This window comes from Sulfuricurvum sp. (genome assembly GCF_041651515.1).
Classification (GTDB): Bacteria; Campylobacterota; Campylobacteria; order Campylobacterales; family Sulfurimonadaceae; genus Sulfuricurvum.
In genome coordinates, this window is record NZ_JBAZJF010000002.1 from 418,214 (window position 1) to 438,729 (window position 20,516).

Consider the following 20,516-nt stretch of genomic DNA (forward strand, 5'->3'; position numbering starts at 1 on the left):
GGTTACCATACTTTGCCGCTGGCAGGCTTCTGTGCAGGCTGTAAAGCCTCTTTAATATCTTTATAATCGACGATATTTTTATCGCATTTTTGGTGATAATACCCTTGCGCATCATAATACTCTTCGCAATCATTATAATATCGCAGACTCACTCCACGCTCATTAAAACATCCGGTTATCAATAGCGGTAATAATAGTAAAAGTTTTCTCTTCATATGAATATTGTATCTTATCTGGGTTTAAAGCTCTCCGTAGTTTTACAAAACGTTCGTAAAAAACATTCGCTTTCACATTTGGGATTTTTGGCAGTACAGATATAGCGCCCAAATAAGACGAGCCCTTGATGGAGACGATGCAGCTCAGTTTTAAACTTTCTGACCAAGGTTGCTTCCGTAGCGCTTGGTGTCAGATCGTCGCTGAGTCCCAGTCTATGACTTACTCTAAAAACATGGGTATCGACAGCCATCAAATTGGCTTTGGTATATTCGATTAAAACCACATGGGCTGTTTTCTGCCCTACACCTGCTAGGGTTATGAGCTCTTTTTCATCTAAAGGAATTTCACCGCCATAGAACTCCATAACCCTTTTTGCCATTGCAATGAGATTGATCGCTTTATTATTAAAAAATGAGCAACTCTGAATGATTTTTTTGACATCGTCTAAATCGGCCTTTGCCAAGGCTTCCGGGGTTGGATAAGCAGAAAAAAGTTCGGGAGTGATGAGGTTTACCCTCTTGTCGGTACATTGTGCGGAAAGAGCTACCGCGATGACGAGTTCATAGGCATTTTTATAATACAACTCAGTTACAGCTTCACTGTAGCGCTCTAAAAAGGCGGCTTTTATCTCTTCAATCTCTTTTTTGGTTGATTTTTTCATCAAAAAGCCTATCTTTTTTTATTCGTATTGTATCATTAAGGGGAAAAAATAGGTGAGTCCAAAATTTTGTGTTACAATATCCGATTTTCGAACAAAATTTGTTAGTTTGAGTGCAGGAGAGAAGTGTGGGATTAATGAGTCTGATTAAAAAATTATTTGGAAATGATGAGCATTTTAGTGCCGAAAGTGACCAAAATATTAATAAAGAACTCTTTTATAGAGTACTCGATACTGATCCTGCAGCACTGTTGTTCTTTACCAAAGAAAATGGGTGGATAGGGGCGAATAAAGCATTTTTTGAGTTGGTTCCACTCCAAACTATAGAACAATTACGTACCAAGCATGAGAGTATTCGTGAACTTTTTGCCCATGAAGATGAAGAGGTCTTTACTGAAATCGATAAGAGCTGGCTTGATTATATCCGTACCCATTGTCCGAATGGTTATGGTCTTTCGATTTTGGATCCGCACGGAACGCTACACTCCTTGGTTGCAACCTGTACATTGCTCAACCAAGGCGGCAGTGATCTTTATCTGCTCCGGCTGGAAGATCAAAGCAAGTTAGTAGAACTTAAAGCTGAAGTAGTAGAAGTTGAACAGCTTAAAAGTAAGTTTCTTGCTAACATCGGACATGAATTTCGTACTCCTATGAACGGTATTTTAGGATTTATAGAATTACTTACCAAAACAGCACCTACCGATACACAGCTTGAATATATTCACTCGGTTCAGGGGTCTGCACGCAACTTGATGTCAAATATCGAAAATTTACTTGATTTAGCGCAAATGCAAAATGGTCGTTTACACGTTAGTAAAGCAGAATTTAATATTGTTACGGAGATGGAGGAACTCGCGCGCGGTTGTGTTTCATTGGGGAATGACAAAGGGGTCGGGGTACTCTTTTTTGTTGACCCGAAACTTCCTACCAATATTACCGGGGATATCCGTAAAATAAAACAGGTCATTAATAACCTTTACAACAATGCTCTTAAATTTACGCAATCCGGTGGCCGCATTACGATCGAAGTTAAGCTCTTAAAACGTAATACTACGGGTACCTGTAATATTGGATTTATGGTAAAAGATACCGGAAAAGGGATTAGTAAAACCGATCTTGTCTATATAACCCGTCCGTTTGTTTCAGGTGATCATGCCGATAATCGTCTCGGCGTAGGATTAAGTCTTTCACACGGATTGATTTCATTAATGGGGGGAGAACTCAAAATCACAAGTGATGAGGGGAAAGGGTCTTCCTTTAGCTTTGCATTAACCCTCGAAGGCTCATCTGATCAAGCGATGCAGATGGTTAATGCACATTCAGCCAAAGTGGTATTGATTGATGAAAAACGGCTTGATGATGCAAACCATCTGACGAATTATCTTCGAAGTTTTGGAGTGACCGTTACCAAAGCGCAAATGATTGATGAAACCATTTTTTCTGATGCAGAGGTAGTTTATCTCATCGCTTCGCAAGAAAAAACCGATTGGACAACGAAGCTATCCGGTATGAATCGCTCGTGTAAAACCATACTCTTGCTGGAACAGCATGAGCGGCTTCAAGCACGTATGCTTCACGTCGTGGACAGTGCACTCTCTAAGCCGCTGCTCCCTACTCCGTTGCTAGCGCATTTGATTGAAATATTTAATCTTCCTAAAGCTCCAAGTGTATTAGCACCACAATTCCAGAAGGGAATTAATGCGCTTGTTGTTGAAGATAATTTGATCAATCAGCGTTTGATCAAACTCTTGCTTAAAGAGTATGGCATTCAAGTCTCTGCTGTTTCCAATGGAGATGAAGCGGTAGAGATGTGTCGTATACAGACGTTTGATATCGTCTTTATGGATATCGATATGCCGATCAAAGACGGTATTCTTGCCACGCAAGAGATTAAAGCGGAAGAGGGGCCTGCTCGTGTCGGTCGTATGCCTATTATTGCTTTAACTGCTCTTGCCATGGAGGGAGATCGTGAATATATTTTAGGGAGAGGATTAGATGATTATCTCTCGAAACCTCTGACGCGCGAAAAACTCGAATATGTTCTTCAAAAATATTTAAAAGTCTCATTATAGGAACAGCTATGCTCTATTTGGAAAGCTTTGAAAACCAATATGCCGGATTAATCGGAATGCTCACGTCGTGCGCTCATTTACACAGTGACCCGATGATATATGTCCAAATGTCGGGAAGTTTAGTGGGATGTAACGAACTGCTTTTAGAGCTATTTAGGGTTGATGCGCTGTTGGATATCGAGCCGGTAGGCGAGTGGTTCAGTCCGCAAGGGGTGGAGCTCTCTTTTTTACTTTCTCAGCCGGGTTCTTATAGAGGTAAAATAAATGCGATAGGGTATGAATATACCGTAGCAGTAAAATCGGAAGTTATTATATTGGAAGATGCTCCCATTATTGCTTTGGTTTTTCGGGATAACTCGATCATTGAACGTGCACGGGCTGCCGAGCGTTATTTCGAGCAATTTAAAAAGAAATTTTTGACCAACATGTCGCATGAATTTCGTACTCCAATGAATGCAATTATCGGATTTACTGATCTGTTAAAAAGCAGTCCTTTAAGCTCATGGCAGCAGGAGTATGTTGAGATGACAAGCCGCAGCGCGTTATCCATGATGCGTAACATCGAAAATTTGCTTGAATTGACACAAGTGGAAAGTGGTAGTATCCATACCAATTTGGCCTTGTTTAATCCGTTGGAAGTATTTGAAAATTTTTCAATGCAATTTAATGATTTGGCGGTAAGCAAAGAGATCCAATTGATGTTTTTGATTGATCCGCATCTTCCTAAAACAATGATTGGGGATCAAGACAAAATTACGGCCATTATGCGTAACCTCATTCAAAACGGGATTAAATTTACCGAAGAAGAGGGACGGGTTCTTGTCGAAATTGTAATTGTAAAAGAGGAAGGCACTTTTATTGAAGTGGAATATGCGGTAAGTGATACCGGTATCGGGATTGAAAATGAACGGGTAAAAACCCTTCTTCGTCCCTTTGGTGCGGCATGGGAAAATCAACGCAAAGGGAAAGACGGATTAGGAATCGGACTTAGCCTTAGTCATAAATATATTGATATGATGCATTCACATCTTATGCTCGCATCTGAAAGTGGCAAAGGGTCACGCTTCTCGTTTCGGGTTACGCATCAGGTTAATGAAAGCGGAATATTCGAGTTTGTAGAGGGAACCCGTGCTTGTGTCTATACTCAAGATCACATTCTCTCCTCGCAGGGGGCATTGCTCCAGAAATATCTTGAGATGTTTAATGTTCAAACAAGTGCTATCCATAATCTGTTAAATACCCAGTTGCATGAATGTGATGTCCTATTTTTAGACACTCCGCATATTGCTGCATCTCAAATTCAGGCTCTGAAATCGACTTACCCGAACCTTCAAATAGTCCCAATTATGAAGCTGGATTACGGAGAAAAAGCGGATGCAGTTATCGATTTGGTGGCATCAATCGTGACTGTGCCGATTCTTCCAAGCTCTCTGCACAAAACACTGGCCGTTATTTGGAATACGATGCCTAAAGAGTATATTTCCCGAAGTCCGGAAGTGCAGAGTATTCCGTTGCAGGAAAACATTAAAATTTTGGTGGCTGAGGACAATTTGATTAATCTTAAGCTTCTTGAAACGATTTTGCTTCAACAACATTTCCGTGTTATTGCGGTTGATAACGGTCAAAAAGCAGTTGATGCCTATCTCAAAGAGCCATTTGATTTGGTACTTATGGATATTGATATGCCGATAATGGACGGTCTGATGGCGAATCGTCTTATTAAAGAGATTGATAAACGTGACGGCAGAGGATTCGTCCCGGTAATCGCTCTGACGGCACATGCATTGATTGGGGATCGCGAACGAATTGTGGCGGCAGGATTGGATGCCCATTTGGCTAAGCCGATCGATAAAAATTTCCTTTTACAGACAATTGACCGCTATCTTAAAATTGCTCAGCAAAAGCGTCAGAATAATCCTGTTTAATATTGGTTATTTATTGCATACTATACTCGCAAATGTATTATAATGCCGAATTCAAAATCCCCTGCAATCCGGGGAACTAAACAAGGATAACAATGAAGCGATATTATGCCGCTTGGGTTTTAGGTTTATTATTAAGTGCTCCAATGGCGTCAGCGGCTGTTTTAGCAACAGTGAACGGCGATGAGATTACTTCAGACGAGGTAAATAAAGTATTGATGGAGGGGACACAAGGACGTTTCGATTCTCTCCCTGCTGATAAACAAAATGAGTTGCGTCAACGAATTATTGAGGGGATGATCGCTCAAGAATTGGTATATGATGATGCGCAACGTACCGGTGTATTGGATTCAAAAGATTATAAACAAGAACTTCAAGTCCTTATGGATCGTATGAAAGTACAGCTTGCAGCTAAACTATGGGAACAAAATCAATTCGAAGCAATTAAGGTAGATCCAAAAGAGGTTAGAGCATATTATGATGCTAATCCGGATGAATTTATCGATAAAGAAAAAATCCACGCACGTCATATATTGGTAAAAACAGAGGCTGATGCCGATGCGATTATTAAAAGTATGAAAGGGCTCAGCGGAGATAAATTAAGAACAGAGTTTATCGCACAAGCCAAATCAAAATCTACGGGACCGAGTGCAGCAAAAGGGGGCGACCTTGGATACTTTCCACGGGGACAAATGGTTCCATCCTTTAATGATGCAGCCTTTGCCATGAAAGAGGGAAGTATCTCAGCTTCTCCGGTACAAAGCCAATTTGGTTATCATGTTATTTACGTAGAAGATAAAAAAGCGGCAAAAAAACTCGGATTTGACGAAGTGAAGAATTTTATTGAACAACGTTTGAAGATGGATAAATTCAAAGTATATATGGAAAAGAAAATGAACGATTTACGTTCAAAAGCAAAAATTAATTACTCAAAATAAACTACAGCATATTCCCACATTCGCGGGAATATGACTACTCCTTAGTTTCTATCAATTGCATTCAAATCATTAAACGCCGCTTTTACTCGATTCACCAATGTTTTTTGTCCATCACGAAGCCATTTACGCGGATCGTAGTATTTTTTATTCGGTTTATCTTCACCTTCAGGATTCCCGATTTGTCCTTGGAGATAATCTTTATGCTTCTCGTAATAATCTTTTACCCCTTCCCAGGTTGCCCATTGGGTATCGGTATCGATATTCATCTTAATAACGCCATAGCTGATTGCTTCGCGGATCTCTTCGAGAGTGGACCCTGAGCCACCGTGGAAGACAAAATTAACCGGTTTGTCCGATGCGGTGTTAAACTTTTGTTGGATGTATTTTTGAGAGTTGTCCAAAATGATAGGAGTTAGAACAACATTGCCGGGTTTATAAACGCCGTGAACATTTCCAAACGAGGCCGCAATGGTAAAGTTTTTGCTTACCGCCATCAGCTTTTCGTAGGCGTAAGCAACGTCTTCTGGCTGGGTGTAGAGGAGAGAATTGTCGATATTGGTATTATCTACACCGTCTTCTTCGCCACCGGTAACCCCCAGTTCGATTTCCAGTGTCATTCCGATTTTAGACATACGCTCTAGATAGCGAACACAGGTTGCCACATTTTCTTCGAGACTCTCTTCGGAAAGGTCAAGCATATGAGAACTAAACAGTGGTTTGCCGTGCACTTTGAAATAGGCTTCTCCTGCGTCTAGGAGAGCATCGATCCATGGAAGAAGAGAACGTGCGGCATGGTCGGTATGGAGTATTACCGGAAGCCCATAGGCTTCCGCCATCATGTGGACATGTATTGCTCCGCTGATCGCACCGGCAATAGCCGCTTTTTCATTTTCGTTGCTCAAACCTTTACCGGCATAATAGCTTGCACCACCGTTTGAAAATTGGATAACAACCGGAGAATTGACCAATTTTGCCGCTTCGAGAACACCGTTGATAGAGTCGGTTCCGACAACATTGACCGCGGGAAGCGCGTATCCCTCATTTTTGGCGATCTCAAAAAGTTTTTGGACATCATCACCGAATAATACACCGGGTTTCATCACTTCTAGAATGTGTTTGGACATAACTTTACCCCACAGTTAAAATAGACGATATTATACCTTTAGAGCAATAATGATAGAATTAAAAAAGATTTAATGTGGGAGTGCACCTGTTGAGACGACTAGTGATCATGGCATTATTTCCGATAACACTTCTTTTGGGCGCTTCTTTGAAGCTTCCGTATGAGACGCTCTCGGACCCTTTGCAGAAAAGTGCCAATTCGATCGAAATATTGAGCCACAAACCGATTATGAAACCCAATCAGGTTCTTCTAGGAAGTTTTTTGAGTGGAATAGAAACGACGTTGATCCAAGGTGGCGAGCTAGCTAACAGCGGTAATGTTGATACAGAGAGGTTAAACCTTTATTTAAAAGATTTAAGAGCTCTTGCTCAAAAAAAAGAGGCGATTGAAGCACTTTACCGTCAATCCCTTAGCCTTGCTATCCATGATTCGGATAAAAAAAGTTTTGAAGATCTTGTTTCCGTTCCCCTGGATCCGCTCCATTATCCTAGAATTCGTGCCGAAGTAATTGCCTTTTACCAAAAAAACTATCCTCATCATTCACTCAAAAGTGTAGAAGCATTATGTGATGAACAGGAGTTAGAAAATAAAAGTATTCAGCTTGCGATAGAGCAGGAACAAGCTTATGAAGAGCATTTGCGTATTCTAAAACGTTCTGAAGTGACGGGGGTGAAAAGAATGGCACAAATCGGTTCACGTAATAGTGTGATACTGAGTGCTGATACCAGTGCAAGCGGTGGAGTTGAATTTGAAGCAGAGAATCTTAATCCCTATACGGTAACACTGAGTGTCGATTTTGAATCTCTTACCAATCTGAAGTCCGAAACGAAACTTCCTTTATACGTAGAAATAGCAGGACGAAGCAAAAAGAAAATTTTGGAACTTACCCGAATTGATCCTAGAGGAATGAGTGATTATCGTTCTTCGTATGGCTGGGTACGTGGTTCAGCGTTTGCGAGACATAATGATGATTACTTGTATGCACTTCCTTTTGCCCGGGGATCAAATGTATGCGTCTCACAAGGGTATCACGGCGAAACGTCACACAAAGGGTTGTCTGCATACGCGATTGATTTTCCGGTTCCTGTTGGAACTCCTATTTATGCCGCAAGAGAGGGAACGGTCGTGGGCGCTGAGGGATCAAGCAATCAAGGGGGAAGCAGTCCTGAATACCGAAAATTTGCTAATTACGTCATACTTGAACACAGCGATGGGACGATGGGAAACTATTACCATCTAAGACAGGGGGGGGCAGTTGTAAGAATTGGAGAGAAGATTAGTAAAGGACAGCTGATCGCTTACTCAGGCAATACCGGTTATAGCAGTGGTCCACATCTCCACTTCAGTGTTAGTAAGGTGGATCCCGTGACAATGCGACGACCGATGAATCTACCCGTTAAAATACAAACTGCGACACAAATTGTGACTTTGCCTCACAAAGGGGATCAATATACGGTACAATAATTCTATTGATTTTTACTAAAAGGTCGTTCATGTTTGACACTGTCAGATCTAAGATTATTTTTTCTACGTTACTCTTTAGTTTTATGGGCCTTGGCGCTATTTATTGGTATCTTACTTCCACCTTTCACAATTTTTCAAATGATACGGCAAAACGTTCATTGACCATGTTGAGCCAATCGATTTTTCAGACCTTATCCGGGAGTATGTTGGCAGGTGATCCCAAAGTGGTTGCTGAAGCGATAGGACATGCCCAGGAAATTGAAGGCATTGAAAAATTAAAGATTCAAAAATCACAACAAGTGATTGATTTATTCGGCTTAGATGAAAAATTTAGCGATGAGCCGATGGTTCAAGAGGTCTTTAAAACCAAAGAGGCAAAAGTACTGGAACATACCGATGGAACTCATACGATACGGCTGTTGCAACCTCTTGTGGCTGAAGAACGATGTACTGCGTGTCATACCAATGTTCACGTTGGACAAGCAATAGGAGTTATGGATTTAACAATTTCACTCGAAAAAAATGATGCGGCAATTGGAAAAACACAGACTGTTTTACTCATCGCGTTAAGTGTTGTTGTCATAATATTTGTATCCGTATTAAATATTTTCTTTGGCAAAGAGGTATTAGGTCCGTTAGATGGATTACGAACCCGTATTGGTGCTTTAGTAAGCGGCGATAAAGATTTAACCAAACGTCTTGAAGTGGTAAAAAAAGATGAATTTTCACAAGCTGCTGTGGCCGTTAATAATTTTGTTTCGATGGTACAAGAAACGGTCAATCAAGTTAAAGAGCTTGGTACGCAAAATAACACGATTGCAACCACTATTACGGAAGCAACCCGTAATATTTCAAAAGGGGTAGAACAAGAGCGGCTCATCGTAGAAGCGACAACGGAAAAAAGCCATTCCATAAAAGAAATTTTATCGGGAGCCATTTCCATTTCTGAACAAACTCAGAAAAATGTTGCAAATGCAAACAAAGAGTTACTAACGGCCAAAGATGCCCTTTCACGCTTGGTGGGAGAAGTGGATGGATACATTGAAACAGAGCATGATATGGCATCCCAACTCATCGCATTGCGAAATGATGCCGATCAGGTCAAAAATGTTTTAGGTGTGATCAAGGATATTGCCGACCAAACAAACCTTCTTGCTCTTAATGCTGCTATCGAAGCTGCACGTGCAGGGGAACACGGTCGCGGATTTGCAGTTGTTGCTGATGAAGTTCGTAAATTAGCTGAGCGAACTCAGAAAAGTTTGACGGAAATTGAAATAAATGTTGGTACGATCGTTCAATCGATCAATGACGTAAGTGATAAAATGGGTGATAATGCAAAAAACATGAATGAATTGACCCAAATTTCTAATGAGGTGGAAGAGAAAATATCCGCAACCTCCGCAGAGATGGAGCGTTCTGTCTCCGTGGCGCAGCGATCGTATAATGATTCGGTCGAAGTAGTCGGGCATATTGAATGGATTATAGAAAAAATTTCTCAAATTAACCAAGTTTCTGAATCGAATAAAAAAAGTGTTGAGCAAATACAAAATGACTCCGCACAGCTGCTTGAGGTAGCACACTCTTTGCAATCCAGAATTAATGAGTTTAAAAGCTAAATACACCGATCCATACTGCATCGTCACTGGTTGATAGGACTTGGTGGCGAGTATGGCGTGCTAGGAAAACAGAATCTCCTTCTTTTAGGGCATGCTTAACTCCTTGGATCTCCATAGTAGCGCTTCCTCGGACCAAAACTACCCATTCATCCTCATTTTGATCATATATTACTCCTGCAACGCTGAGCCGAGAACGAATAGCTTCGATTTTCAGGGTTGGGGTTTGGTGAAGGAGCAAAAAGGTTTCTTTTCCTCTTTCGGGTTCTTCTATCTCATAAATATTCATGGGGACACTCCTAAGTTTATGCGTGATATGATTGCACCATTATATGATTGTAAAAGTGTAGTGTTCATGAAAAATATTGTACTTATTGGATTTATGGGTGTAGGCAAAGGCTCTGTTGCCCGTGAAATGGTTAAAAGATCCCGGTTGGTTTCTCTGGATACGGATGATATTATCGAGAGTATGGAAAATCGGAAGATTAAAAATATTTTTGCCGAAGAGAGTGAGGAATACTTTCGAGAGTTGGAGCGTAAAGTAGCACGTTGGCTTCAAAAGAAGGTAGAGGGGACCCTTATCTCTACCGGAGGCGGTTTTTTTAAAGTTCCAAATTTGAAAAAAATCGGAACGGTAGTTTTGCTTAATGCCCCTTTTGAGGTCATTTACAATCGAATTTTAGAACATCCTGACTCAGGGAAAAAATTGCGGAAGCGTCCCTTGTTTCAAGATATTGAACGGGCACGTGCACTTTATGAAGAGAGGCTCCCTTTGTATCTTAAAGTAGCCGATATCGTAATTGATGTTAGCGATAAAGAGTTGGTTACTATTGCACGGGAAATTTTAAAAAAGGTTAAAAAATGAAAAAAATTCTTTTATCTTTACTTATTATTGCATTTTCTCTTAATGCAGCTGTTATAAAATGGGAAAAAGAGTATGCAAGTGCACTCAAGCAGTCTAAAAGCTCTACTAAACCTATGATGTTTATTATTTCAAATCACAATTGTCATTTTTGTATCCAGTTTGAAAATACGACGTTAAAAGATCCCAAAGTGATTCAAAAATTGAATGCTGATTTTGTCAGTACTATTGTATATGTTGATGAAAATCCTCTTTATCCGCAGCAATTATTTGTCGGAGGGACTCCGGGAACATGGTTTTTGAAAAGTGATGGAGAACCAATGTTTGAGCCGGTGATGGGGGCAGTGGATGCCGAAACATTTTTAAAAGCGCTTGATATAGTCAAAAAAGAGTATGCAAAAAATACTTCCAAAAAATAATTGAAGGAAAATTATGACACTCATTCACAGTACTGATACCCATTTCTCTGAGGTTTTTGCAGAACTTTTAGGGCGGGGGAAAATGGATATGGAACATGTTTCCTTGATCGTAAAGGGGCTTATGGATGATATTCGAACTGAGGATGATGCGGCATTGCTTCGTCATATAACCAAATTTGACCGATGGACCCCCTCATGCGGTGCCGATTTACGAATTGATACGGCAGATATGAAACATGCGTATGAAGCCTTAAATCCGACACTTAGAGCAGCACTCCATTTGGCATACGATCGTATCCGTTCATATCACGAAAAACAGTTGCCGAAAAGTTGGTTTGATACGGAAGCTAATGGAACCATCATGGGACAGAAAGTGACTCCGGTAGATCGTGCCGGGCTTTATATCCCTGGTGGAAAAGCGGCGTATCCAAGTTCGTTGCTGATGAATGTTATCCCAGCACAAGTTGCAGGGGTAGAGCATATCGTAGTCACCACTCCTACTCCTGATAATGAACCGAATGAGCTTCTTTTGGCTGCATGTCATTTATGTGGAGTTACGGAAGTATTTAAAGTCGGCGGTGCAAGTGCAATTGCAGCGATGGCATACGGGACGGCAACGATTCCTAAGGTAGATGTTATCACGGGACCGGGAAATATTTTCGTAGCTACGGCTAAAAAAATGGTATTCGGAGAAGTGAATATCGATATGATCGCAGGACCGAGCGAAATCGGTGTATTGGCAGATGATTCGGCTAATCCGGTACATATCGCGATTGATTTGCTCTCCCAAGCAGAGCATGACGAGATGGCAAGTTCGATTTTGATTACACCGTCTCAAAAATTTGCGGATGCATGTGCCATTGAGATCGAAAACTGGCTGAAAAAACTTCCTCGTGAAGAGATTGCCCGAAAATCCATTAATGAACGTGCTGCGATCATTGTCACAAAATCGATGGAAGAAGCAGTAAAGCTCATGAATGAGATAGCACCGGAACACTTGGAAGTAGCAACGGATAACCCATTTGCACTGCTCCCTTCCATTAAACATGCCGGAGCTATTTTCTTGGGTCACTATACACCTGAAGCGATCGGAGATTATGTAGCAGGCCCCAATCATACACTTCCTACCGGCGGAACTGCAAAGTTTTATTCCCCACTCGGAGTAGAAAATTTTATGAAAAAATCCTCTATTATCTCTTTTTCGCGTCAAGCGATCAATGAAATCGGTGAAGCGTGCGCTCTGATTGCACATACCGAAGGACTTGGCGCACATGAAGCATCCGTGAGATGCCGTTTAGATATCTAGTATTTTTTTCTTCTTTAGCCCCATTTTCCCTTCGGGGAATGTTTTCAAATCGTTACATATCAAAAAGTTATAGCAAAAAAGCTCAATCATTTAGTATTCGTTAACCCAATTTTAGTTACTATCGATCCAGCAGAAATGCCGTTAAATGCCTGTGATCACGGCATCAAATAAAGGTTATTCGTATCAGTTATGATAAGGGAAGCCTATCGTGAATCAGGAATCAAGGAGAATATATGCAATTGGGTTTCTTGGTAGACCTTCATCTCTGCATGGGATGTAAGGGCTGTGAGATTGCGTGTAAAGTGGAAAATGAGGTTCCGCTTAGTACATGGCGTCTTCGCGTAAAATATGTTGATGTAGGGTCATTCCCTGAAACAAAACGGACGTTTACTCCGCTTCGTTGTAACCACTGTGCTAATGCACCGTGTGAACGCATCTGTCCGGTCAGTGCATTGCACTATCTTGAAAACGGTATTGTAAATATCGATAAAGAGCGTTGTATCGGATGCGCAGGATGTATTATGGCTTGTCCGTACGGTGCTATTTACATCGATCCGCAAACACAAACGGCGGATAAATGTACCTATTGTGCCCATCGTGTTGCGAGTTCTATGATGCCATCGTGTGTTGTAGCGTGTCCGGTAGAAGCGAATATTTTTGGTGATTTGGATGATCCAACTTCTAACATCAGCAAATACATCCAACAGCGTCAAGGGGATGTTCAAGTCCGTAAGCCTGAAAAAGGGACGGATCCGCATCATTTCTACGTTGGTGGAGGCAATGTTCAACTTAATCCGTTGGCTTCATTTAGAGGTGAGGGTCATAATCTCTTTAACAAGTTAACACATCTCCCAGTAGGAGGGCACCACTAATGATGCACGAAACAATTGCGGCAACGAATGCAGTAGTAGTCCTCGATGTTGCCCTTCCGGGAATCGTATGGGGTTGGATTATTACCATGAATATGTGGGCGAAAAGTGTGGGGACGGGGATTATTTTCTTGGCCTTTTTTCTTTTGAAAAAATACCCTGAACAAACCGGTTTTATCCGCCTTCCTGTGGTAGCGGTTTCTATCGTATTTATCCACCTTTTCTTGTTTTTCACAGTTATTGATTTACATCAGATGTTCCGCTTCTGGCATATTTTCTTTTACCCTCATCTGACATCGGCGATTACGATCGGTGCATGGATGGCAACCGGTTTCGTCGGCTTGCTTTTCGGTATGGCGTATGCGATTTATATGAAAAAAGACGAAGCGTTATATGATAAATTATTAGGATGGACCGTATTGTTGGCCATCCCGGTAACCTTATATACTGCAGGGCTTATGGCGGAGTCAACTGCTCGTGAGCTATGGCAAATGCCGACTGAGTCGGCACAAATGATTTTGGCTGCATTGTTGGCCGGATCAGCTGCTATGATTTTGCTCGGTGGAAACAAATTCTCCGACGCGGTTAAAAAAGACCTTGGAATTATTTTGGGATTGAGCGCTTTTGCGGCATTTATTCTCTATATGTCCGAGCTCATTTTCGGCGGAATGAAAGCTGAAGAGGTTGGGGCTACTTTAGAATTTATCAAAGGCGGTGAATACACCGTAATGTTCTGGATCGGTCAGGTGATGGCATTTTTGGCTCCGATGGCATTGATATGGATGAGCCTTAAAAATAAATCGTATTATCTATTGAAAATTGCAGCGGTCAGTGCATTGATCGGTTTATGGGTAGCCAAACACGTTTGGTTGGTTATTCCACAATTGTTAAACATGAGCTAAGAGGGTGAATATGATGTATTTAGAAAGCAGAAGAACATTTTTAAAAGGCGCCGCATTTACCGTAGCCGGCGCTGCAATTGCTAAAGGCGTCTTTACGAGTGATGCTGTGGCAGAATCAGTTGAAAAGAGCAAATTTACGAATACCCCTGATACGCTCTCATTCTATCCTCCGCTCGATCAATGGGATAATTTCCAAGAGCTTGATGGTACGGATTGGAAACGAGGTGGTATCGGTCGTCACGGTGTACGAAGCGAAGAGAATCCGGATGGTATCTTGGTTCATGATTATATGGTTATTCCAACAGCGTGTTCAAACTGTGAAGCATCGTGTGGCTTGACGGCATGGGTTGATAAAAAAACCTTAACGGTTCGCAAGTATATGGGTAACCCATTGCATCCGGGTTCACGTGGTCGTAACTGTGCCAAAGGGTATGCGGTACAATCGCAAATGTACGATCCAGACCGTATTCCATTTCCATTGAAACGTGCACCTGGGTCAAAACGTGGTGAGGGTAAATGGATCCGTACAACATGGGATGAGGCAATGACCACCATTGGTAAAAAGATGGGTGATACGATTCGAAAAGGGGATGAACTTTCCCGTAAGTCGGTTATGTATCATGTCGGTCGTCCGAATGAAAATGGATTTGTCCCTAAAATTTGGGAAAGTTTGGGATTGGATTCGTACAATTCTCATACCAATATATGTTCGGCAAATGGGCGTACCCCTACGATTCATTTTGTAAATGATGATCGTACCAGTCCGGACTGGGGAAATGCAAAACTCATTTTCCTAAACTCATCACATGCGGCTGATGCAGGACACTATTTCGCACAAGCGGCGGCGTACATTGCAGATGCTCGTAAGAAGGGTGCAAAAATGGTCGTTATGGACCCGCGTCTTTCAAACTCTGCGGGTATCGCTGATCTATGGCTGGCTCCGTGGCCTGGAACCGAATCGGTTATTTACCTCTATTTAGCAAGTCGTATTTTAAATGACAATTTAGTCAATAAAGCATTTGTTAAACGTTGGTTTAACTGGGATACTTTGATGAACGACAGCGATTATCTCAATTTTATGGTTCAGAAAGGATTTATAGCAAAAGTTCCGGAAGGACGTAATTTTGAGAGTTATCTAGAGCTATTAAAAGAGATGTATTCTCCGTATACCCTTGAATTTGCTGAAAAAGAGACTCACATTCCTGCCTATAAACTTGAAAAACTCTATGAGATGTTCATTTGGGCAGAAGATGCAATTTCAACGTACGTTTGGCGTGCAACAGCCGCAGGTAACCGTGGTGGTTGGATGGCCGGTAAATCGGTATTCTTTGTAACCGGTTTGCGCGGTGCAATCGGAAATGTCGGAGGAACTGGTTTTTATCATTCACACGATATCTCAGTTGGCGGAAAAGGGGGAAGCTCTACTATCGGTCAAGGTAAGTCGGGCGCAGATGTACCAGCGGTTAAAGCATGGAATGAGCTAACATGGCCTCCTGAATGGCCTATTTCTACCTATGAAATGTCATTTTTGCTACCTCACCTCCTGAGTGATACCGAGTGGCAGAAAAAATGGAATGATCGCGGATTACAAGTGCCAAGTAAATTGGCAGTCTATGCTCCTCGTATGTACAATCCGGTGTGGATTAATCCAGACGGTTTCCGATGGATTGAAGTGCTTAAAGATGAGTCTAAAATGGAGCTTACCTTTAACCTCTCTCCTGTATGGTCAGAGACAAACTGGTATATGGACTATGTTCTTCCTGTCGGACTTGCAGGTGAACGCCATGATCAGCACTCAGAAGCGACCATTCCGGCACGATGGACAACATTCCGTCAGCCGGTATTGCGTGTAGCACTAGAAAAATCGGGCTGGAAACCGAAAAATCCTAACCGTGCAACGCTTGAAGCACATGTTAAAGCAGGGCTTGGTGAAGTATGGGAAGAGAATGAGTTCTGGTTCCAACTCTGTACCGATTACATCGATCCGGATGGAAGTCTCAACATCAAAAAAATGTGGGAAAGTAAACGTCACCCTGGGAAAGCGGTTACCATTGCAGAATGGTACGATGCAGCATTTGGTGATAACTTGCCGAGACTTCACGAAACGGTTATGAATGATGAACGTTACACAAAAGAAGAGTTTCCGGTCTACGCTTATATGCGCGATCATGGGGTATGGCTCGAAGAAGATAAAATCTATAACGTACAAGAGCGTGAACTAGAAATGGAAGATGGCAAAGTCATTTCTTATGAACACAAATTCGATGCAGCAAGTATGAGCGTCGACAGTTCAGGGATTATCAGCGCCAATGATGAGAAAGGTAAATCGAAAAAAATTGGTATCCAAATCGATGGTAAAAAAGTACAAGGATTTACGACTCCTACGCGAAAACTTGATGTTTATACTCAATGGGTAGCCAAAGATTGGAAGTGGCCGGAATATGCAATGCCGATCTACCCACGTAATGATAAAGAAAAGGAAGAGATGGTTCATATCCTTTCTCATGTCAACCACTCTTATATGAAAGAGGCAAACTCGTTTGCGCTCAATACGGTTTTCCGTTTACCGTATAACATTCATACCCGTTCGGCGAACTCCAAACACCTTATGGAAATCAGTCAAAATCATGATCCGATTTGGATCAGTACCGGAGATGCAAAACGTCTTGGATTTAAACGCGGGGATGCAATCCGTGTTAGAATCGTCGATACGGTATCAGGGTTAGAGAGCGGACATTTTGTTGCGATGGCAGTTCCAACCGAGGGGGTCCTTCCGGGAACCCTCGCGTGTTCACACCACGGCGGACGCTGGAAATTGACCAACCATGTAACCATTCCTAATGGTGTGACCGATGGAAAAGTAGTACCGGGTGTTGCACCGCGTGATTTGAGCAACAAAGAGTTCCTTAAAGAATCCCCTGCTAATGTCGGTAAAGAGGGCGCTCAAACCATTATTGATGATTATGATGGCACTACGGGAATCAATAGTTTCGGTGTGCCGGTCGCTGAGATTCAAATGGACGGAAAACAGGCAAAACTAAAATACGTTGAGGGAATTCACGGATTTAAAGCAAAACGCTTTGCTGAATACAACCGTGACTCTGAAAATGTATGGTGGGATGGACTAAGCGGTTCATGGCAAAATGCCGTAGCGGCTCCGCATCCGGATCCGGTATCGGGTATGCACTGTTGGCACCATAAAGTACTTTTGGAGCCGGCACAACCGGGTGATAAAATCGGGGATATTTTTGTAAACTACGACAATAATATGAAAGTATATCAAGCGTGGAGAGATAAACTTTCACGTGGTTTGGATTCTAATTCTAAACTTCGACGTCCTCGCCACATCTTCCGTCCATGGGTTAAACTGGATCCAGCGTCGTATGATGTGAATATTAAAGCTTAAATATCTATCTTCTCCCTTCTCTTATAGGGACTTCATAAAGGGCTTTTCAGCCCTTTTAGCTACAATCTAATACTTAATTAAAAGGCCTAAACGTTATGGATGAGATCATTGCACGAAGCAATATTTATGCACTTCTTTCTCGAATATTACTCCAAGAGTTGGACAGTGAGATACTCGATACCCTAAAAAGTGATCCTGCGGTATTGGAGTTTTTACCTCATTGGAATACGTGGGAACAGCGTACAAAGCTTACGAATACACAGCTTTTGGAAGAATATTTAAATCCTGATTTTACGAATCTTTCCTTGTTGCACTTAGTGCCGTATGAGACATTCTATACCCGAAGTGATCAAATGATCGAAACCGGAGGGGCTAACCCTGTAACCGATATATACAGTGCGTATGACTTTATTGTCGATTACGAGGTCGCTCGTGTTGTCTCTTCGGATCACATCGGAATTGAATTGGAATTTATGCACCATTTGTGTGAAGCACAAAAAAAAGCATTGTCTGAACATGATGATGAAGCGGTGAATGAGTTTAAAAAAGTTCAACACCATTTTTTAAACACCCATTTACTACGTTGGGCTCCCATGTATTTGATTAATATGAAATATGAATCGCGTACCCCTCTTTACTATGATGTTGCGGAGATGACATTAGAGTTTATTTTGAGTGATCACGAATTATTAAGCAGCGGGTTATAAGAAGTATATGGGACTCTTGAACTTTTCTCCTGCACGATGTGTTCGTGCATTGAGCATTAATTCAATCTGTACGCTTTGCGTCGATATCTGTCCTACTGCGGCAATCATCCTCAGCGAGCGACTCCCGTCTCTTAATCAAGTCCAATGTGTAGGGTGCGGTGGATGCAGTGCCGTATGTCCTACCGAAGCGTTGGCAATGGATGACTTTAATCCGACCGATTTTTTCTTTGCTTTCATCAATGATGAATCCAATCTCCTTTCGTGCCAAAAAAATCTCCCGTGTTTGGCTGCATTGGGGAGTGAGCAGTTAATAGCACTGTGCGGCATGAAAAAAGGGCTAACGATGGATATAGGTCATTGTGCCCAATGCGAAATCGGCGAAAAGATTCTTAGCGATCTTGTCCCTAGGGTAGAGAATGTTAATTATGCACTTGAAGCGATTGATTCACCTTCATACGTTGAGATGGCAGAGGTGAATTTTAGAGAGGATGAGGGCGAGGAAGTCGAACACAATCGGAGAGATTTTTTTAAAACTTTTCATCTGAAAAAGATAGGGGCCTATAAAGCCAATTTTGAACGTGAAGTGCAGCTTTCTACCGATGAGTTTATTTCTCATACGACCGATAGCACTCATACGCAGGCATTGCGAACCAAGAAAATAACGGATCGTCGAAAACTCTTCTTTACGGCATTGAAGCGGCTGGAGAAACCCTCTTTTTATCATGTTGTTGAAGGAGAAAAAATCGGTTTTACCTCTCAAAAACTCTTTGATGAATCAAAATGCACCGCTTGCGAAATGTGCTATCGCATTTGTCCTACCGGAGCACTTACCTCCGATATGCGAAATTCTAAAATCGATTTCGACCCATTTTTATGTGTCAAATGCCATCTGTGCCATGATGTATGTGAGAGTGATGCCATCACCCTTTCCCCATCGTACAATTTAAAAGAGTGGTTTGAACCTATCGTTCACAATTTGGTAACCTATTCTTTACGTCGGTGCAATGAGTGTGATACCCTTTTCAGTTCGGTTGGCGGCGATAAAATATGTCGTAGATGCCGTTTGGAAGAGGAAGAAGCTTTGGAATTGTGGGGATTAAATTCATGAATCAAAATAATCAAATTACAGCGGAGACGAAACTGTACGGTTTTATTGCTCAAGAAGCACACAGCAACCGTTTTTCGGTTACGGTTAATAAATTGTTTAAAGAAAACAGTATTAATGCTATGGTAATACCGATGAATATTCGCTCAGATGATATTGCATTTACGATTTCGCAAATGCGCAGCTCTAAACTGAACGGTGCACTTATATCGAGCGAATATCAAGAGAGTGCCTTTGCTTTAATCGATAGTGCTTCTGATGCGGTACGGGAGCAAGGTGTATGTGATTGTATTTTCATTGAAGAGGGGCTATTGTACGGTGACTTAATAATGCCTCGTGCTCTGGAAAAGTTTGCAGAACGAGATGATTTCCAAGATGACATTGCCCTTAGAGCAATGTGCCACTATTTTTATGAACTAATAACAGGAGAAGATGATGATAAAAAAAGATGATTTTAGCGATTTAAGAGCCGAATTTGATGAGTTTGTCCGAACTAAGTGTGACACTGGGACATGTGAAACAACAGAGGAAGAAGATTCAGGCGATGAGCCGATACCAGGATTTGTGGATGAACTTTCCGATAAATTGCTAGCTCCGTATCATTGCGGTGCTTATCTTTCCCGTTTGGATATCAAGCGTATTGCAGAAGCTATTGATGAGTCCCTCCCAATCAAAGAGCGAAAAAGGATGATTAAGGCACTGTTCCGCCATACCGTAAAACGCGATTATTTACGTCGTGCTTTTGATGAAATCGGACGTCATTTTGGTGGGCGTATTCTGATCTACCAAGAGCTGTCTGAAGCATTTCCGGCATCCAAAGAGATATTTGATGAGAATATCGTTAAAATAAAAAAGACTCAAAAAATATTAGATCAAATAATCGAAGATTTCGAAGAAATTGATCCTACTGACGAGCCTATGATGATGTAAAAAG

General features: G+C 41.7%; 19 protein-coding genes. 15 read left to right on the top strand and 4 right to left on the bottom strand.

Annotation, left to right across the window (positions count from 1 at the left end; all coding sequences use genetic code 11):
• Positions 1-2 precede the first annotated feature (2 nt).
• Both WC407_RS05320 and nth read right to left on the bottom strand, forming a co-directional pair.
• A complete protein-coding gene (locus tag WC407_RS05320) occupies positions 3-215 on the bottom strand; it encodes a hypothetical protein (RefSeq protein ID WP_373021543.1) in 213 nt (70 codons plus the stop codon).
• Between the two features lie 14 nt (positions 216-229).
• Complete coding sequence (nth, locus tag WC407_RS05325) at positions 230-877, bottom strand: endonuclease III (RefSeq protein ID WP_373021544.1); 648 nt, start codon at positions 875-877, stop codon at positions 230-232.
• A gap of 134 nt (positions 878-1,011) precedes the next feature.
• Between nth and WC407_RS05330 the strand changes: the two genes are divergently transcribed.
• The 3 genes from WC407_RS05330 to WC407_RS05340 all read left to right on the top strand — a co-directional run bounded on the left by WC407_RS05330 (position 1,012) and on the right by WC407_RS05340 (position 5,806).
• Positions 1,012-2,946 carry a response regulator gene (locus tag WC407_RS05330; protein ID WP_373021596.1) on the top strand — a complete coding sequence of 645 codons (1,935 nt, stop codon included), beginning with the start codon at positions 1,012-1,014 and terminating at the stop codon, positions 2,944-2,946.
• 8 nt (positions 2,947-2,954) lie between these two features.
• On the top strand, positions 2,955-4,871 hold the full coding sequence (locus WC407_RS05335) for a response regulator (protein WP_373021545.1): 1,917 nt from the start codon (positions 2,955-2,957) through the stop codon (positions 4,869-4,871).
• Between the two features lie 92 nt (positions 4,872-4,963).
• The gene (locus WC407_RS05340; RefSeq protein WP_373021546.1) at positions 4,964-5,806 is read left to right on the top strand and encodes a peptidyl-prolyl cis-trans isomerase; all 843 of its coding nucleotides are present in this window, start codon (positions 4,964-4,966) and stop codon (positions 5,804-5,806) included.
• 41 nt (positions 5,807-5,847) lie between these two features.
• Here the strand turns inward: WC407_RS05340 and fbaA are convergent, their stop codons facing one another.
• Complete coding sequence (fbaA, locus tag WC407_RS05345) at positions 5,848-6,930, bottom strand: class II fructose-bisphosphate aldolase (protein ID WP_373021547.1); 1,083 nt, start codon at positions 6,928-6,930, stop codon at positions 5,848-5,850.
• A gap of 89 nt (positions 6,931-7,019) precedes the next feature.
• Between fbaA and WC407_RS05350 the strand changes: the two genes are divergently transcribed.
• The gene (locus WC407_RS05350) at positions 7,020-8,393 is read left to right on the top strand and encodes a M23 family metallopeptidase (protein WP_373021548.1); all 1,374 of its coding nucleotides are present in this window, start codon (positions 7,020-7,022) and stop codon (positions 8,391-8,393) included.
• Between the two features lie 29 nt (positions 8,394-8,422).
• On the top strand, positions 8,423-10,009 hold the full coding sequence (locus WC407_RS05355; protein ID WP_373021549.1) for a methyl-accepting chemotaxis protein: 1,587 nt from the start codon (positions 8,423-8,425) through the stop codon (positions 10,007-10,009).
• Here WC407_RS05355 and WC407_RS05360 read toward each other — a convergent pair.
• The gene (locus WC407_RS05360; RefSeq protein WP_373021550.1) at positions 9,999-10,295 is read right to left on the bottom strand and encodes a cupin domain-containing protein; all 297 of its coding nucleotides are present in this window, start codon (positions 10,293-10,295) and stop codon (positions 9,999-10,001) included. The two genes, WC407_RS05355 and WC407_RS05360, sit on opposite strands and share 11 nt — an antisense overlap.
• Positions 10,296-10,361: 66 nt before the next feature.
• On the opposite strand from WC407_RS05360, the gene WC407_RS05365 reads away from it, so the two are divergent.
• From WC407_RS05365 to WC407_RS05410, 10 genes are all read left to right on the top strand, one after another.
• On the top strand, positions 10,362-10,871 hold the full coding sequence (locus tag WC407_RS05365; protein ID WP_373021551.1) for a shikimate kinase: 510 nt from the start codon (positions 10,362-10,364) through the stop codon (positions 10,869-10,871).
• The gene (locus tag WC407_RS05370) at positions 10,868-11,287 is read left to right on the top strand and encodes a thioredoxin family protein (protein ID WP_373021552.1); all 420 of its coding nucleotides are present in this window, start codon (positions 10,868-10,870) and stop codon (positions 11,285-11,287) included. Before WC407_RS05365 ends, WC407_RS05370 begins: the two co-directional genes overlap by 4 nt.
• Positions 11,288-11,300: 13 nt before the next feature.
• Positions 11,301-12,593 carry a histidinol dehydrogenase gene (hisD, locus tag WC407_RS05375; protein WP_373021553.1) on the top strand — a complete coding sequence of 431 codons (1,293 nt, stop codon included), beginning with the start codon at positions 11,301-11,303 and terminating at the stop codon, positions 12,591-12,593.
• A gap of 233 nt (positions 12,594-12,826) precedes the next feature.
• Positions 12,827-13,465 (top strand): 4Fe-4S dicluster domain-containing protein, encoded by a 639-nt coding sequence (locus WC407_RS05380; RefSeq protein ID WP_373021554.1) that lies wholly within the window; start codon positions 12,827-12,829, stop codon positions 13,463-13,465.
• On the top strand, positions 13,465-14,364 hold the full coding sequence (gene nrfD / locus WC407_RS05385; protein ID WP_373021555.1) for an NrfD/PsrC family molybdoenzyme membrane anchor subunit: 900 nt from the start codon (positions 13,465-13,467) through the stop codon (positions 14,362-14,364). Before WC407_RS05380 ends, nrfD begins: the two co-directional genes overlap by 1 nt.
• Positions 14,365-14,377: 13 nt before the next feature.
• Positions 14,378-17,770, top strand: coding sequence for a molybdopterin-dependent oxidoreductase (locus tag WC407_RS05390; RefSeq protein ID WP_373021597.1), 3,393 nt, complete (start codon positions 14,378-14,380; stop codon positions 17,768-17,770).
• A 95-nt stretch (positions 17,771-17,865) separates the two neighbouring features.
• Positions 17,866-18,477, top strand: coding sequence for a molecular chaperone (locus tag WC407_RS05395; protein ID WP_373021556.1), 612 nt, complete (start codon positions 17,866-17,868; stop codon positions 18,475-18,477).
• Between the two features lie 7 nt (positions 18,478-18,484).
• Positions 18,485-19,585, top strand: coding sequence for a 4Fe-4S binding protein (locus WC407_RS05400; RefSeq protein WP_373021557.1), 1,101 nt, complete (start codon positions 18,485-18,487; stop codon positions 19,583-19,585).
• Complete coding sequence (locus tag WC407_RS05405; protein WP_373021558.1) at positions 19,582-20,034, top strand: hypothetical protein; 453 nt, start codon at positions 19,582-19,584, stop codon at positions 20,032-20,034. The genes WC407_RS05400 and WC407_RS05405 overlap by 4 nt, the downstream gene beginning before the upstream one ends.
• Positions 20,018-20,512, top strand: coding sequence for a hypothetical protein (locus WC407_RS05410; RefSeq protein ID WP_373021559.1), 495 nt, complete (start codon positions 20,018-20,020; stop codon positions 20,510-20,512). The genes WC407_RS05405 and WC407_RS05410 overlap by 17 nt, the downstream gene beginning before the upstream one ends.
• Positions 20,513-20,516: the final 4 nt, after the last annotated feature.

Bases quoted from the DNA above. Each gene is read 5' to 3' on its own strand.
- WC407_RS05320 (WP_373021543.1), bottom strand. From the start codon at position 215: ATGAAGAGAAAACTTTTACTATTATTACCGCTATTGATAACCGGATGT.
- nth (WP_373021544.1), bottom strand. From the start codon at position 877: ATGAAAAAATCAACCAAAAAAGAGATTGAAGAGATAAAAGCCGCCTTT.
- WC407_RS05330 (WP_373021596.1), top strand. From the start codon at position 1,012: ATGAGTCTGATTAAAAAATTATTTGGAAATGATGAGCATTTTAGTGCC.
- WC407_RS05335 (WP_373021545.1), top strand. From the start codon at position 2,955: ATGCTCTATTTGGAAAGCTTTGAAAACCAATATGCCGGATTAATCGGA.
- WC407_RS05340 (WP_373021546.1), top strand. From the start codon at position 4,964: ATGAAGCGATATTATGCCGCTTGGGTTTTAGGTTTATTATTAAGTGCT.
- fbaA (WP_373021547.1), bottom strand. From the start codon at position 6,930: ATGTCCAAACACATTCTAGAAGTGATGAAACCCGGTGTATTATTCGGT.
- WC407_RS05355 (WP_373021549.1), top strand. From the start codon at position 8,423: ATGTTTGACACTGTCAGATCTAAGATTATTTTTTCTACGTTACTCTTT.
- WC407_RS05360 (WP_373021550.1), bottom strand. From the start codon at position 10,295: ATGAATATTTATGAGATAGAAGAACCCGAAAGAGGAAAAGAAACCTTT.
- WC407_RS05365 (WP_373021551.1), top strand. From the start codon at position 10,362: ATGAAAAATATTGTACTTATTGGATTTATGGGTGTAGGCAAAGGCTCT.
- WC407_RS05370 (WP_373021552.1), top strand. From the start codon at position 10,868: ATGAAAAAAATTCTTTTATCTTTACTTATTATTGCATTTTCTCTTAAT.
- hisD (WP_373021553.1), top strand. From the start codon at position 11,301: ATGACACTCATTCACAGTACTGATACCCATTTCTCTGAGGTTTTTGCA.
- WC407_RS05380 (WP_373021554.1), top strand. From the start codon at position 12,827: ATGCAATTGGGTTTCTTGGTAGACCTTCATCTCTGCATGGGATGTAAG.
- nrfD (WP_373021555.1), top strand. From the start codon at position 13,465: ATGATGCACGAAACAATTGCGGCAACGAATGCAGTAGTAGTCCTCGAT.
- WC407_RS05390 (WP_373021597.1), top strand. From the start codon at position 14,378: ATGTATTTAGAAAGCAGAAGAACATTTTTAAAAGGCGCCGCATTTACC.
- WC407_RS05395 (WP_373021556.1), top strand. From the start codon at position 17,866: ATGGATGAGATCATTGCACGAAGCAATATTTATGCACTTCTTTCTCGA.
- WC407_RS05400 (WP_373021557.1), top strand. From the start codon at position 18,485: ATGGGACTCTTGAACTTTTCTCCTGCACGATGTGTTCGTGCATTGAGC.
- WC407_RS05405 (WP_373021558.1), top strand. From the start codon at position 19,582: ATGAATCAAAATAATCAAATTACAGCGGAGACGAAACTGTACGGTTTT.
- WC407_RS05410 (WP_373021559.1), top strand. From the start codon at position 20,018: ATGATAAAAAAAGATGATTTTAGCGATTTAAGAGCCGAATTTGATGAG.